General features: G+C 61.0%; 13 protein-coding genes. 12 read left to right on the top strand and 1 reads right to left on the bottom strand.

Going from position 1 to position 15,214, the window contains the following annotated elements; all coding sequences use genetic code 11:
- Positions 1 to 9 precede the first annotated feature (9 nt).
- From CFR72_RS12120 to CFR72_RS12065, 12 genes are all read left to right on the top strand, one after another.
- Positions 10 to 1,002, top strand: a complete 993-nt coding sequence (locus CFR72_RS12120; protein ID WP_110914191.1) for a FecR family protein — start codon at positions 10 to 12, stop codon at positions 1,000 to 1,002.
- A gap of 138 nt (positions 1,003 to 1,140) precedes the next feature.
- Positions 1,141 to 3,651 carry a TonB-dependent siderophore receptor gene (locus tag CFR72_RS12115; RefSeq protein ID WP_110914190.1) on the top strand — a complete coding sequence of 837 codons (2,511 nt, stop codon included), beginning with the start codon at positions 1,141 to 1,143 and terminating at the stop codon, positions 3,649 to 3,651.
- A gap of 262 nt (positions 3,652 to 3,913) precedes the next feature.
- Positions 3,914 to 4,543 carry a sigma-70 family RNA polymerase sigma factor gene (locus tag CFR72_RS12110; protein ID WP_110914189.1) on the top strand — a complete coding sequence of 210 codons (630 nt, stop codon included), beginning with the start codon at positions 3,914 to 3,916 and terminating at the stop codon, positions 4,541 to 4,543.
- 96 nt (positions 4,544 to 4,639) lie between these two features.
- Entirely contained in the window at positions 4,640 to 5,617 is a 978-nt protein-coding gene (locus CFR72_RS12105; RefSeq protein ID WP_110914188.1) for a FecR family protein, read from the top strand.
- Positions 5,618 to 5,767: 150 nt separating this feature from the next.
- On the top strand, positions 5,768 to 8,353 hold the full coding sequence (locus CFR72_RS12100) for a TonB-dependent siderophore receptor (protein WP_110914187.1): 2,586 nt from the start codon (positions 5,768 to 5,770) through the stop codon (positions 8,351 to 8,353).
- A gap of 121 nt (positions 8,354 to 8,474) precedes the next feature.
- Positions 8,475 to 8,801 (top strand): ATP-binding cassette domain-containing protein, encoded by a 327-nt coding sequence (locus tag CFR72_RS18320; protein WP_279629167.1) that lies wholly within the window; start codon positions 8,475 to 8,477, stop codon positions 8,799 to 8,801.
- A 388-nt stretch (positions 8,802 to 9,189) separates the two neighbouring features.
- Positions 9,190 to 10,428, top strand: a complete 1,239-nt coding sequence (locus CFR72_RS12090; RefSeq protein ID WP_110914207.1) for a PepSY-associated TM helix domain-containing protein — start codon at positions 9,190 to 9,192, stop codon at positions 10,426 to 10,428.
- Positions 10,425 to 10,679: a hypothetical protein gene (locus tag CFR72_RS12085; RefSeq protein WP_110914186.1), complete on the top strand. Its 255-nt coding sequence runs from the start codon at positions 10,425 to 10,427 to the stop codon at positions 10,677 to 10,679. The genes CFR72_RS12090 and CFR72_RS12085 overlap by 4 nt, the downstream gene beginning before the upstream one ends.
- Positions 10,676 to 11,419, top strand: a complete 744-nt coding sequence (gene exbB, locus CFR72_RS12080) for a tonB-system energizer ExbB (protein WP_110914185.1) — start codon at positions 10,676 to 10,678, stop codon at positions 11,417 to 11,419. Before CFR72_RS12085 ends, exbB begins: the two co-directional genes overlap by 4 nt.
- A gap of 6 nt (positions 11,420 to 11,425) precedes the next feature.
- Positions 11,426 to 11,935 (top strand): TonB system transport protein ExbD, encoded by a 510-nt coding sequence (gene exbD, locus CFR72_RS12075; protein WP_110914184.1) that lies wholly within the window; start codon positions 11,426 to 11,428, stop codon positions 11,933 to 11,935.
- The gene (locus CFR72_RS12070; protein WP_408869980.1) at positions 11,932 to 12,807 is read left to right on the top strand and encodes an energy transducer TonB; all 876 of its coding nucleotides are present in this window, start codon (positions 11,932 to 11,934) and stop codon (positions 12,805 to 12,807) included. Before exbD ends, CFR72_RS12070 begins: the two co-directional genes overlap by 4 nt.
- Positions 12,808 to 12,960: 153 nt before the next feature.
- The gene (locus tag CFR72_RS12065) at positions 12,961 to 13,356 is read left to right on the top strand and encodes a Fur family transcriptional regulator (RefSeq protein WP_244182284.1); all 396 of its coding nucleotides are present in this window, start codon (positions 12,961 to 12,963) and stop codon (positions 13,354 to 13,356) included.
- Positions 13,357 to 13,611: 255 nt separating this feature from the next.
- On the opposite strand, the gene CFR72_RS12060 is transcribed toward CFR72_RS12065, so the two are convergent.
- Positions 13,612 to 15,099 (bottom strand): prolyl oligopeptidase family serine peptidase, encoded by a 1,488-nt coding sequence (locus tag CFR72_RS12060; RefSeq protein ID WP_167400372.1) that lies wholly within the window; start codon positions 15,097 to 15,099, stop codon positions 13,612 to 13,614.
- Positions 15,100 to 15,214 lie beyond the last annotated feature (115 nt).

The following is a 15,214-nucleotide window of genomic DNA, read 5'->3' as shown; positions in this document are numbered from 1 at the left end:
TGAACACGGATGAGCACACAGCCGACCCAAGGCGCTGAACGTGCCATGCTGGAAGCCGCCACCTGGAAAATACGCCTCAATGAGGCACCGGATGATGAAACGGCACGGGCGGAATGGGCCGCATGGCGTGCGCAGGATCCCGACCATGAGCGGGCATGGCGCCGGACGGAACGCGCCTGGGCTCTTACGGGCCAGATGGTTCCCGTAACACCCCCGCATGACCGGCCCGCAACACCCCGGCGGCCTGCGGTTGGCAGAACTGCCCGGGCACGCCCGTTGCGGATTGCGGCGGCCTGTATGCTGCCGGTGGCGGCGAGCCTGCTGGCCTTTGCCACGCCGGGCCTCATGTTCCGCCTGCAAGCCGATTATTACACGAAAACCGGCGAAACCCGCATGGTCAGCCTGTCGGACGGAACGGGTGTGACCTTGGGCGGCCATTCCGCCATCGCGGTGCATTATTCGGGTGGGGAACGGGGGGTTACGCTGCTGGCTGGCGAGGCGTTTTTCAATGTCGTGCATGACGGAAAACGTGGCTTTGCCGTCAGGGCAGGGAACGTGACGACGCGCGATATCGGCACCGCCTTTGATGTGCAGATGGCCGGGCCCCATGTCACTGTTGCCGTGCGCGAGGGGATCGTAAGCGTATCCCGCCAGTCCGACCCCGCCCTGCGCCTGACCGCCGGCCAGACATGGGCGATCGACCAGCACACGGGGCAGGCCCATCGCGGCACGATCGACCCAGAGGATGTCGGGTCATGGCGGTCAGGGCAGATGGTGCTGAACGACGTACGGTTTTCTGACGCGGTCGCGGTGCTGGGCCGCTACTATCCGGGCACCATCGTGACCCGTGGCCTTGAAGACGACACCATCCCGGTAGGGGGCGTGTATGATCTGCATCATCCCAGGGAGGCGCTGGAAGCCCTGTGCGCGCTGCATGGCAGCAGGCTTGTCACACTCCCGGCGGGCTTCACCCTGGTGCTGGCTGACCACAAGACGCCCTGACAGCCCATCAGTTTTTTGCATCGGAACATAAAAAAGTTCCGCCAGCCCGTTAAAAATAAATCGTCTCAACGGACATGGATATACGCGAATGCAATTTGTTTGCATTTTCTGCCAATCGTCCGCCCGTGAGACCCGACCATGCCGTGTGTTCTTCTGCCGTCCCGCCGCAATCGCATCCGGCTTTCCCGATCCAGCCTGCTTACGGGCACGTCCGCCCTGCTGTTCATCATGTGGGCCGCCACGGGTCATCATGCCGCGGCCGCACCGGTTGAGGGCGGTGTGGCCGTCCCGCCATTACCGGTAAAGCCCTTCAGTATTCCTGCCCAGCCGCTGGGCCGCGCCCTTGCTGCCCTTGGCGCGCAGACAGGGATGCAGATCGCGTTCGACAGCGCCACGATAGCGGGGGCACGCTCAGGGGCGGTGAGCGGGCAGATGACAGCGGAACAGGCGCTTGCCAGCCTTCTGGCGGGCACGGGCATCAGTTACCACAGAACCGGGGCGCATTCCGTCTCGCTCATCCGTGCGCCTGCCACCATCACCCTTGATCCGGTGCGGGTGGAAGGGCAAGCGAACGGGCGCGGCAGAACCGGCTGGAAAGAAGAGCAGATCGCCGTTTACGCCACATCGGGGCGGGCCGGGCTTGTGCCCAAGAATTCGAGTGCCGCCACCAAAACCGACACACCCCTGATCGAAACCCCGGAATCCGTATCCGTCGTGACCCGCGCGCAGTTGGACCAGCAGAACGCCCGCACCATAGCCGAGGCCCTGCGCTATAATGCGGGTGTGTCGGGCGATGTGGCATCAGGCTACACCACGCGGTTCGACATGGTTGAAATCCGCGGCTTTCAGGGTGCTGCGGGGGCGGATGAGTTTGTTGACAATTTGCGCCTGTTCAACGGTGCGTACTACGCTACCCAGCAGATCGACCCCTACCTGCTCGACCGGATCGACATCCTCAAGGGGCCGCCATCGGTCCTGTACGGGCAGTCTAATCCCGGGGGCGCCATTGTGCTGACCACGAAACAGCCAACGGCCACGCCCGTCCACTCCATCTCGGTCGAGGGCGGAACATACGGCTACGTGCGTGGCACCGCCGATTTTGGCGGGCGGATCGACCGTGATGGCAAGTGGCTGTACCGCGTCGCCGCAACCGCCACCACATCGGGCACGCAGGACGAACATACCCGCAACGAACGCTTCGGCGTCCTGCCATCGCTGACATGGACCCCCAATGACCGCCTGACCATGACACTCTCCGCTTTCTGGCAGCGTGACCCGCGTGGCGGCAATTTTGATACCGCGCCGCTGGAAGGCACCATCCTGCCCAACCCGAATGGCAAGATTTCAGACCATTTCTACCCCGGCGACCCGAATTTCGAGACCTACAAACGCACCCAGACGGCGGTGAACTACCGCCTGAACTACCAGATCGCGCCCAACTGGACGTTCAAATCATTTGCCCGTTACGCCAATGTAGGGGCATTTTTCCAGCAGGTGTCCTCGGGCGGGATGCTCGATGATGACAACCGCACGCTGGAGCGCGCCGCCTACGGGTCGGAGGAGCATTTCGACACGATCACGGTGGAAGAACAGATCCTTGGCCATTTCCGCACCGGGCCGGTCAAACACAACGTGATCATTGGCGGCAACTGGCAGAATATCCGTGATTCCGCCAACCTGTATTACGGTGATGCTCCCTCGCTCGACGTCTTCGCGCCCACCTATGGGCAGAGCATCGGCAAGCTGGACCTGTATGAAGCCCAGAGCATCAGCACCAACCAGGAAGGCATATATGGCGAGGACCAGATGACATGGGGCCACCTGCATGTGCAGGGCGGCGTGCGCCATGACTGGTCCACCATCGACACCCGCGACCAGACCGATAGCGGTGGCAGCTTCAACCAGTCGGATCAGGCCACGACGTGGCGTGGCGGCATCCTGTATGCCTTCCCCATCGGGCTTTCACCCTATTTCCATTACGCGGAATCCTTCCAGCCTGCCAACAACCTGTCCTTCAATGGCACGCCGTTCAAACCCACGCGGGGGCGGCAGTTTGAAGTGGGGCTGAAATACCAGCCGCATGGCTTCAACGGGTTTTTCACGGCCGCGCTGTATGACCTCAAGCAGAGCAACGTGCTGGTCACCGATCCGGTCCATATCGATTTCTATACCCAGACCGGCGGCATCCGCTCGCGCGGGATCGAACTCGAAGCCCATGTGGACCTGACCAGCAACCTGAATATCATCGCGGCCTATACCTATCAGGACGTAGCCTATACGCGCGGCAGTGGCGACCTGACTGGCGAGCGCCCGATTGCGGTGCCCAAACAGACATTCTCGGTCTGGGGGCATTATGACCTGCGCAATGGCCCGCTGCGGGGACTGGGGTTTGGCGTGGGCGTGCGCTACAACGGCAATACGCTGGTGGACAACACGCTGGAATATGTCACACCCAGCTATGTGCTGGTGGATGCGCAGGCACAGTATTCACTCGATACCGTAGCCCCACAGATGAAGGGCATGCTGTTTCAGGTCACCGCGCAGAACCTGCTCAACCAGCGGTACTATCCCGGCTGCGCGGGGGCCGATACCGGCTGCTATATCGGCGCGAACCGCAATGTGATCGGTAAGGTGACGTATAGCTGGTAATGACTGCAAATATCGACCGTCAGTTATGCGTTTACGTCATGATGCAGCGAAGGTATCCCATACAGACGATCCATCCCGGCAGGAAATAACAGCGCGCGGCAACCTCCGTCCGATATTTTTGGACGGGTTCATGCAACATGCTGATTTAACTATACTTTATGAAGAACTCAGAAAGCATGTCGCATGTGTCCCGACGGTGACATACGAAACATCGGGCACATCATACGCAACTTGAACATGCGAATGATTATTATTACAGGACATGAAAACAGCAGGAGATACGATGCACGACAAGGCAGAGCCCCGCGCGTCGATCTTCTTGGAGGCGGTGCCCGTGTCCTACGCGGACAAGATTTTTCTGGAAGTCCTTGAAAGCAACAGATGCCATCTTGTCGCGCTGGCGGCGCGGGTTGTGGGCTGCGCATGGCGGGGCGAGGAAATCGTGCAGGACGCCTATATCCGCATCATCCGCGCCGGGGCCGCGCCACAGGACATCCAGCACCCGCTGGGTTACCTGAAACGGGTGATTTTCCGCCTCGCCATTGATGCACGCCGGGCAAAAGCCGTTGAACGTGCCTATGCGCAGGCCATCAGTTCTCCCGACAGGCGGACCACATGCTCTGACAGGGCAGGAGACGTGGATATCCCGCGTCCCGATGCCATCGAAATCCTGACGCCCGAACGCCAGCTTGCCAGCCAGGATGAACTCCGCCGCGTGCTGGCCTGCCTTGACGGCCTGCCCCCGCGCACCCGCCGCGCGTTTGAACTGAGCCAGCTCTATGGCCATAAACAGCGTGAAGTGGCCGAGATCCTCGGCGTCAGTTCCCCGCGCGTGCACGCCATGCTCCGGCAGGCCTTCCAGAGGATTACCGAGCAGCTTGGTGAAGAATGAAGCCCCGCCTGCCGGTGTTAATTTCCATGCAGTTCAATCGTCAGACAGAAAGGGAGATGTGAAAGCGCATGTCCTGCCTGCAAAGCATATGGGCCCATGACAGACATTCCCCCGCCTGACGCTGCCGATACGGCCCTTTCGTTCCTTCTCCGTGTGCAGGATGATCCCGGAAATGACTGCCTGAAGGCTGAACTCCAGCAATGGCGGCAGGCGGATCCCGCGCATGAACGGGCATGGCAGCAGGCATTGCGGGTCCGCCTGCTTGGCCAGATGGCCCTGCAGGGCGCGACACAGGCACAATCCCCGTCAAATCCCACGCCCGACAACCTGCATCGCTTCCCGGTCCGCAGATGGCGGGCGGGGGCGCTGGCAACTGCGGCGGCGGCGGCCATTGTCCTTGCCTGCGCGCCTTCGCTGCGCCTGTGGTTTCAGGCGGATTACGCCACGACAACAGGCCAGACGCGTCAGATTGCCCTGGATGATGGTAGTCACGTGACCCTAGGCAGCGCATCCGCCATTGCCGTGCACATGCAAGGCGATACACGCCGGGTCGTGCTGCTGAAAGGGGAGGCTCTGTTTCAGGTAAAGCATGATCCCCGACGGACCTTCGTGGTGGAGGCCGATGGCGTGGCGTCACGCGATATTGGCACGGTGTTTGACGTACGCAGCGGAGCCGGACACGTCGTGATGGGGGTTGGTGAGGGCACGGTCGGGCTGCGCGCACCACAGGCCGGAATAGCAGCCGAGCAGACCGTCAATGCCGGCGAACAGATCGATATTACGGAAAAGACCGGGGCCGTTCGCCGCTCCGCCATTTCACCCGACAGCGTCGGGTCATGGAATACCGACCTGTTTGGTGCCAGTGCGGTCAGTGTCGCGGATATGCTGGGCATATTGCGCCGCCATTATCCCGGCTATGTCATCATGCGCGGAACCATACCCGCCAGCAGGCTGGTGGGCGGCGTATATGACCTGCGACACCCGGCCGATAGCCTGCGCATGCTGGTTACATCATCCGGCGGGTCCATGCGCGAAGTGGCGGGACGTATTCTGGTTATCAGCTTTCCCGACTGATCCGGCGCGGACAGCCGGCAGGGCAGTCCTGACCTGCAAAAAAAGTCCCTGAACGTGCAACCGCTATTAAATTCCGCTGGCGTGGCCCGTCATGTTTTGTGAGACGAATTGATCTTAATTCGCATTTGCAATACAGCAGGCAACATTTCCATGGCAGCAAGCGTTGATATCCCCACCGCCACAGGCAACCGGTTCCGTCATATCCTGCTGACTGCAGTGGCCCTTTCTACATACGGAAGCCTGACATGTGCGGGTGCGCTGGCCGCACCATCCGCCGGTGTCAACACTGGCACGGTCCTGTCCTTCCATATCGCGCAGAAACCCCTGCGTGATGCGCTGGTGGATCTGGGCACGCAGGCCCGCGTACGCCTGATCTTTGCTGCCGACAGCATACCGAATATTACGGTCGCCCCCCTGAACAGCACGTTTTCGGTGCCGGACGCAATCGGGCGACTGCTGGGTGGGACAGGACTGACATTTTCCAGCCGGGACGGCGCATTCTACATCCAGAAAGCCGCGACCGCCAGCATCACGCTGGGACCCGTGCGGGTAGGCGGCACGGTGGCGCATGAAAGTGCCACCGGACCCGGCGTAGGCTACGTGGCCACCAATACCCTGACCGGGTCAAAGACTGACACGCCCATTATCGAGATACCGAACTCGATCCACGTCATTACCAAACAGCAGATGATCGACCAGCAGCCCCAGAACGTGATGGAGGCGCTGCGCTACACCCCCGGCGTGCATGTGGAAGGGCTGGGCGGCTTCGCCAATGGCGTGGGCAGTGGATACAATAATGGCAGTATCGTGCAGCGCGGCTTTGCCACCGCGCAGTTTGTCGATGGCATCCGGTCATATTCCAACAGCGCGGGGGAGACCGCGTTCCTTGAGCGTATCGAGGTCATGAACGGCCCGGCCTCGGTGCTGTATGGCCAGACCACACCGGGCGGCCTGATCGGCATGAGCCTGAAGAAACCGACCGATACCCCGCTACGCAATGTCACCCTTGGCTTTGGCAACTGGGGGCGGTACGAGGCCACGTTCGATGTCAGTGACAGGGTCACGAAGTCCGGGAACGTGCGCTACCGCATTGCCGGTATTGGCGTAACCCAGGGCACGCAGACCAACTATATCGACTATCACCGCGTGGGCGTCCTGCCCTCCATTACATGGGACATAGACCACAAAACATCACTGACCCTTCTGGGCAGCTATATGTACACACCCGGCGATGGCATCAACATGACGCAGCTTCCGCCCAGCGTGCTGCTTGATACCAACGGTTATGGCCGTATCCCCCGCAGCCGTTTCCTGGGTGACAGGAACTGGAACGAGTCAGGCCAGACGGATGCCATGTTTGAATACCAGTTCAAGCATACTTTCAACAGCTGGATCGACTTCAGCCAGACCATGCGTTTTGAAAGCTCGAAGTTTCGTGACAGGGTGCTCATGCGCGGCGAAGGCATGGTGACGGACCAGCTATATGCCCGTTCCCCCGTCGAGAGCGACTGGCCCAGCACCACCATCGGACTCGATACGCGCGTCAGCGGTAAACTGCCGATTGGCCCGGTTACGAATACCTGGGTGGTTGGCACGGATTTCCGTCAGTACACCAGCGCGGACAGGTCGCAGACCGACCACACGGGCGGCAGCAACGGTTATCCGGGGCAGGATGGCTACACGCTGGTCAATGTCTATAACCCGCAGAGCAATTACGTGCCCTGCATGGACATCCATTCCGCAAGCTGCATTGTTACCGGCTACCAGAGCCACCAGCGCTACTTCCAGGAAGGTATCTATTTTCAGGACCAGCTTAAATACAAGGGGCTGTCCGTTATCCTTGGTGGTCGTCAGGACTGGGTGAATTATCATGGCTATACCGCGCAGACGAGCAACGAGAACGCTACCCATACCTACACCTATACCCGCACCAGTGCCCTGCCACGGCCGCAGGCGGCCTTCACATGGCGCGCGGGGCTGGTCTACCAGTTCAAATTCGGCCTTGCGCCGTATTTCAGCTACTCCACTTCCTTCGTGCCGCAGAGTTCGCGCAACTGGCAGGGCAACCTGTTCCCGCCGCTGACCGGCAAGCAGCTTGAAGCAGGGCTGAAATACCAGTCGCCTGACCAGAAAATATTTCTGCAGGCCGACGCTTTCCGGATCGAAGAAGATCATTACCTGATTACCGACCCTGACCACCCGAATTTTTCGGCCGACGCAGGACGTGTGCGCTCGCAGGGTTTCGAGCTTTCGGCCAATGCCAACTTCACCCGCGACCTGCGCTTCATGGCCTCCTATACCTATGATGCCGCGACCTATCTGAGCACCAACCTGAGCGATGTGCAGGAATATCCCAACGGCACCACAGGCGGTACGATATCAGAAAAAGGAAAATACATAGGCGAGGGAATTCCCCGCAACATGGCCTCTGCCTTTCTGGATTACACGCTTCCCGCGCGTTATCTCAAGGGCTTCGGCATCAATGGCGGCGTGCGGTATAACGGCTTTACCTATTCTGATGACGTGAACAGCTTCAAGGTGCCTGCCTATGTCCTGTTCGATATCGGCGCGCATTACGATTTTGGGCAGGCCACCCCCATCCTGAAGGGATTGCGGGGACAACTGTCCATCTCCAACCTGACCAACAAATATTACATCACCTCATGTGGAGGTACTTACTCATGCTATATCGGGCAGGGTCGGCGTGTTTACGGCAACCTGAGCTATAGCTGGTAAAACCATACTGAAAAAACGGTTCATCCCATCGTCATTTCCTGCAGGAGGTGCCCGTCATGAACCGCATGCAGTCTTCATATACGGACGTCATGCGTGCCCTGTGGCGTCTGCAACGTCCGTTATGGCCTGTAACATTGGGGGCGACGCTTGTCGGCACGGCAGGCTTGCAAGCGCATGGCTGCTGTCAGGCATCAATGATACCCTGCATGCGCCCGACAGGCTGAACCTAGTTCTGGCGCTGAAACTTGCGGGGCTGGGCCATGCCCACAAGGTCAGGCTGGAGCAGGGCCGTTTCAGCACCACCGACCTTTCCACCGGACAGCGCAGGCGTCTGGCGCTGGTGCAGGCGCTTGCTGAACACCGGCCAGTCCTGATGCTGGACGAGTGGGCAGCCGATCAGGACCGGTTTTCCGCCGTATTTTCTACACTGAAATCCTGCCTGAACTGAAAGCGGCAGGGCGAACGCTGATCGTCATCTCGCATGATGACCACTATTTCGCGGCGGCTGACCATATCATCCATCTGGATGAAGGGCGCATCATAAACGACAGCCACCCGACCGGAACGGGGCAGGGGAGGCATGCCACGCGGGCACAGGGACGCCATCCATCGGAAAAAGGCACCATGGTCCCGCCGGTAATATAAAAACCGGGTTTCTTATGAAAAAATCTGCCGCTGGCTCGTCTTTATAACAGAGGCGACATTCCGAAGGGCCGGACGCCTGCTGATTTTTTTCGGCGCAGTCAGGGGAATGACACAATGGAACAACAGGCCGGAGCCAGTGCAGAATTAAATTGCAACTCATTCTTACAATCATTATTAAAATGATGGTTTCCATGACACCCCGCGCCCTTCGTCGATGGTTCAGCGTTCATAAGTGGACCAGCCTTGTCTGCACCGTCTTCCTTCTGATCGTATGCGTAACCGGATTGCCGATGCTGTTTTCCGAGCAGATATTCGATACTTTCGTCGGTGATGACGACCCGCCTTACGAAAGTTTGCCTGCGGATATACCGAATGTCAGTCTCGACGTAATCGTGCAGAAGGCGAGGGCGCTCTATCCGGGGCAGATCATCACCAACGTCTCTCCCGACGATGACGAACCTGCCGTGCTGGTCTCTATGGCGCCAAGCTGGCAGGCGCTGAAGGACGACGAGAACCATCCCGACCGTCATTCCGGTCACTGGATCAAATTCGACGCCCGAACGGCAAAGGTACTGAAGCAGTCCCGCCCTGCCAATACCCCGAAAGAGCCACGGACCTGGACCGGCGTCATCCTTGGGACCTGCACGCGCCTGCACATGAACCTGTTCGCGGGTCTTCCCGGTGCGCTGTTCATGGGGGCGATGGGGGCGGTGTTCGTCGTATCGCTGACTTCCGGAACGGTGCTGTATGGCCGGTTCATGAAGCGCCTGCCGTTCGGATCGGTCCGGCGCGACCGGGCTGCGCGCCTGACATGGCTGGACCTGCATAACCTGCTGGGTGTGGCCACACTGGTCTGGGCAACGGTGGTGGGCTTTACCGGACTGGTCAACGAACTCCAGACACCGCTGTTCGGCCTGTGGCGCGTGACCGATGTGCGGCAGATTTTGCGCCCCTACGCCAGTCTGCCAGTGCCGTCGCAGGACCATCTGTCCTCGGTGCAGGCCGCGTTCGATACGGCTGCCAAAGCGGCGCCCGGCAATGAGGTCACCGGCCTGTCCTTCCCTGGCGCCTCCTTTGGCAGCCCGGTGCATTACGTGCTCTGGACCCGGGGCGCGACCCCGCTGCGGGCGCGCCTGTTCACGCCGGTGCTGGTCGATGCCCGCACGGGTGAACTGACCGGGGCGTATCCCATGCCGTGGTACCTGCGTTTCCTCGAAATCTCCCGTCCGCTGCATTTCGGCGATTACGGCGGCATTCCCCTGAAAATCCTCTGGGCGCTGCTCGATGTGGTGGTGATCGGCGTGCTGGTCAGTGGTCTGGTACTGTGGGCCGGCAAGCGCAGGATTGCGACCGACGCCCGTCTGCGGGCGCTGGGTTACGACCTGGATGACGCGGACAACGTACCAGCCCTTGCGGAGGGCGCACGATGAACGCTGTCTCTCCCAATATGCCCGTCTCGCCCGCGCCAGATATCACCCTGCGCCCCTCCGTTGCCGTCTGGCCATGGCCGATCGCGCTGGGTCTGCTAACTGCCTTCGGCCTGCTGTCCGCCCTGCTGGGCCAGCATGGCATCTGGCTGGCTCTCTCCTGGGCCGCCCTGTCCATTCCCCTTATCGTGACGGTCGCCTGCGTCCTCCGGGCATGGTGCCGCACACCGTCTGTCAAAGGAGGTCAGTCATGACCCCGATCTCGTTCTCTCCATGGGACATGTTCCTCAACGCTGGCCCCGTCGTTCGCTGTGTCATGACCCTGCTGGCCGTGGCCTCGTTGCTGACCTGGACCATCTTCATCGCCAAGTCGGTCGAACTGCTGCGTGTGCGCCTGAAACTCCAGAAGGCCGAGAAAGCACTGGAAGAAGCCAATACGCTGGACCTTGGCGAGGAATGGACACGCGGCAATTCCTCCATCGCCCATACGCTGGTCATGGCCGCCGAGACCGAGCGCACACGCTCTGCCGACATTCCCGATGACAGAGAGGGGCTGAAGGAACGCATCGTCCTGCATCTGGAACGGCTGGAGGCGGCCGAGGGGCGCAGGCTCATGCGTGGCACCGGCGTTCTGGCCACCATTGGCGCGACCTCGCCTTTCATCGGCCTGTTCGGCACGGTCTTGGGCATCATGACGTCTTTCACCGGCATTGCCGCCAGCAAGGCGACCAGTCTCGCTGTGGTGGCCCCTGGCATCGCCGAAGCCCTGCTGGCAACAGCGCTGGGTCTGGTCGCGGCCATTCCAGCGGTGGTGATCTACAATCATCTGGCCCGCCAGACGGCCTCGTGTCGCGCACAGGTTGCCGACCTCACAGCGCTGGTGATGCGTCTGGTTTCACGCGATCTTGGCCGCACGCAGATGCTCATGGCCCAAGGTAATATCGTGCGGCTTGGGCCGCAGGCGCGCGATGTCCGCACGGCAGCGGCGGAGTGAGCCGTCATGATCCGCATGCGCCATACCGATGAAAGCCCGCACGAGGCGAGTGAGATCAACGTCACACCGTTCATCGACGTGATGCTGGTGCTGCTGGTGATCTTCATGGTCACCGCGCCGCTGACCACGGTGAACGTGCCGGTGGATCTGCCATCCTCAACCGAGAAACCCACGCCGCGCCCGGACGATCCGGTGTTTCTCACCGTCAAGGCCGATCATGGTCTGGCTCTGGGCGAGGATGATATCAGCACCGATGCGCTTTCCGCCGCGCTGGAGACGGCGACCAAGGGCAACAGGGACGAACGGATCTTCCTGCGCGCCGACAGGACGGTCGATTACGGCACGCTGATGGGCGTGATGGATAAGCTGCGTTCCGCCGGCTACCTCAAGGTCGCACTGGTCAACCTGCAGGGACAGGAGGAAGGCAGCGAAGCTGGCACGACAACGGTGCCGACCGGTTCCACAGCCTTGGGTAGTGCTCCTGCCATGGCTCCTGCTGCGGGAGGCACGCCGTGAGCGGCACGGCTGACATGGCGGGTACGCCACATCCTGCTGGCATGACACAGGAGACCGTTCCACCATCCTTTGCCGAGTGGCAGAAAAGGCAGGCCCGTCTGACCCGGCGTCACGATGTGCTCCGCTGGGGCCTGTCCTTCCTCGCCGTGCTGGCGGTCAGCGGTGGCGCGGTCTGGTGGATCATGCGCCTGCCGCCGCCCGTGATGGCCGTGCCAGAGCCACCGCCTGCGGCCATCGCCATCGACATGGCCCCGGAACCCGTTTCGACACCGACGCCGCCAACGGATGCGCCGATCGGCCCGAAGCAGACCCAGTCCATTCCCGATCCGGCCCCGGTCGAGCCGCCGAAGATCACGGCCCCGCCGTCGCCTGCGCCCAATCCGCCAGTCCCGGTGCCCAAGCCCGAGAAACCGCGCAAGATCGTCAAGAAGAGCAAGCCGGTGCCAATGCTCAAAAAGCCGATCCCGGACAAAACGCCGCCGGCCGAAGCCACGACCGCGCCGCCATCGTCTGAAGCGCCGCCCGCGCCCACACAGGCCGCCCCCGCGCCCGGTTCGTCATCGGCCCGTGCGTCACACGACCCGGTGACCTGGCAGGGCGCGTTGCTGGCGCAGCTTGAAAAGTTCAAGCGTTACCCGTCCGATGCCATGGCCGACCATCAGGAAGGCGTGCCCACCGTGACCTTCTCCATGGACCGTAAGGGCCATGTGCTCTCGGTCACACTTGCCAGCAGCTCCGGTCATGCGCTGCTGGATCAGGAAGCCATAGCGCTCCCCAAACGCGCTCAGCCGCTACCCATTCCGCCGGACAGTGTCGCAGGCGAACTCATTACACTCACGGTTCCGGTGGAATTCTATCTCCACCACAACTGATAATTAATGGATAACAAGAGGGGGTAGCAGATGCCCGTATTCTTGAACCGTCGCCGCGCCGGGCTTGATGTAAATGGAATTCGCCCCGGCATGGGCGCGAACCCTAACGCAGTCCGGCGGCTCGAAGCCCGCTGCCAGAAAGCATGCGTCAGGGTGACCAACCTGCGTCGTGTCCTGCTACATGGGATCGTCGAGGCCGGTCCGGGCACGACGGTCACTGAAATATGGCGCACGCTGGGGCGAATGATGCAGGATCGCGCGCCCAGTCTGGCTTCCATTCAGCGTAACCTGAACCTGTTTGTTGCGCATGGTATTATGCGACGCGACGTGTCTTCCGGCCGTGTCCTGCGTTACCGTATTGCCCCCGCCCGCACAGGCAGGATTGCAATCACCTTTGTCGAAGCGGACACGGGACAGAAAATTCCCTGTAACGCCCCTGGGATTGCCAGTCTGCTGCGACAACTGGCTGCCCAATACGGGCTGTCCGTGCAGGGCGCGTCCATTACCGTTTCAGCCACTCACCCAAACGCTACCGATGTCTTGCTGTAGCAACAGAAAAAAGCCACGAATTGGCAGAGCCACTATGCGGGCACCCGCCGGGAGCGTTGGCGCACCATTCATGCCTGATCCGAGTGAGCCTGCCAGCGGGAGGGGCGTGATCAGGCCGCTGTCAGGCACGTGGCTGGAACGTGATGTCCTGCAGGATATTACGGGGCAGGACTGATACGATACGGTCCAGATGCGGCCGGGAGCCAGTGGTGAATTATACCGCCATTGGCCCGCAAGAGGCTGCACGGGCCAGACTCATGCCTTTGACTGCCTGAACATCCAGTCGCGTGCGGCCCTTATGTAGAAGAACTTGCGCGCCGAGCCCATGTGGTCAACACCATCAAATGTCAGGAACGTGACATTGGCGTCTTTTGCAAGGTAGCCGTTGACCTGATCCGTCAGCTTCTGCTGGCGATCAACAGGGAAGATGAGGGCAGGGTCAAGCCGTTCTTTCGGGCGCACGACCGTGCCTCCCGCCTTTTCCCATACCGGCACGCATTTCTCGTTCCATGGCGTGGCCTTGTCATCTTCCGAACCGGTGATGATCAGGATATTCTGTCTGGCAAGGGGCACGACATCGGCCGGCCGCTGCTGGCCCGCGATGATCAGCCCGGCAGCAAAGGTTTCCGGATGTCTGGCCATCAGCCACAGCGATGTCATGGCTCCCATGGACCATCCGGTACAGTAAACCCGTTTCGGGTCGATCTTCAGGACTTTGTCACGTCGGTCCGCCCGGTTGGGGTTGCCATAATTCCACGTGTTGCCGAGTAGGGATTCAACCAGCCGGTAGGTATTCTCCACATCCGATGTATGTTCCCAGTAATCGTTCATGGTCGTGCGTTCGTAGCGTGGGGTAATGACCACGCATTCATGTCTGTCCTGCTCTTCAGGCAGGCTCCAGATACTGGCGATGCACTGTTCGGTCAGCGTCTGGGCGCAGGTGCCATCGGGGCTGGTGCCGGAATGGGTAATGGCGAGGACAAGGGGATAGGCCCGGTTTTCGCCGCCTTCGGCCAGAAAGGATTTCGGCAGGTATATGCTGTATTCAAGCCATGCGGAACGCGTATTATCCCACCACCAATGGTTCTGCTCCCACGCATCAACCCCCCGGATCGCGACCCGGTTGCCGTGATGACCCGTGTTGCTCCATACGGTTTTGCTGGCGGCATAGACCACGCCGCCCGTGGTTCTGACGCCCTTGTCCTGTATCAGCGTAACCCTGTCGCTATCGGTGGTGGGCAGGCTGAGATCAGGGTCATGGGCGAACTCGGCAATGACATACCGGCCGGGAACATTTTTGCGGTCGAGGCGAAGCGCCGGGGCGTCATTGGTATAAAGGGCCGCGACAGGGCGTGGCCTTGCTTTCGCCGTCGTGTCATTCTTGTCTGGTTCCTGCGGCATGCCGGCAAAGAACCCGCTGGCGGCAGGAAAAACAGCCGCCATGTAGGTATCCGGCGCCAGGCTGGCCGGGTCAATCGCAACATCGTATTCCACTGCGATTCCGTAAACCTTCTCGCCGCCGCCCGTGACCTCGCACAGGGCGCAGATACCCTGAAGGCCGGGACTTACAGGCCTGTGGGGACCGGGACCATCCTGACCATCCGGCCCATCGGACGATGCTGCCATGAAACCGTGCCCGCCCCCTGCGGCATGGGCCTGCCGGGCACCGGCGCCCATGGTGGCGGCGACACCTGCAAACATGGCGCCGGCCGCCACGAAATCGCGTCTTGATACATCGGTCATGGGTCTGTTCTCCGATCAGATTCCATGAGGAGTGGATAGCGAGCCGCGCCGTGTCAGAGTGTGCTTGCTGAAACTCTCTGGAGGGCAGAACCATGCTCGAGGCATCTGATCATCC

The sequence above is a fragment of the Gluconacetobacter entanii genome (assembly GCF_003206495.1).
In the GTDB taxonomy this organism is placed as follows: domain Bacteria; phylum Pseudomonadota; class Alphaproteobacteria; order Acetobacterales; family Acetobacteraceae; genus Novacetimonas; species Novacetimonas entanii.
The sequence above is the reverse complement of the archived record's forward strand: the minus strand, read 5'-3'. Positions and strand labels throughout refer to the sequence as shown.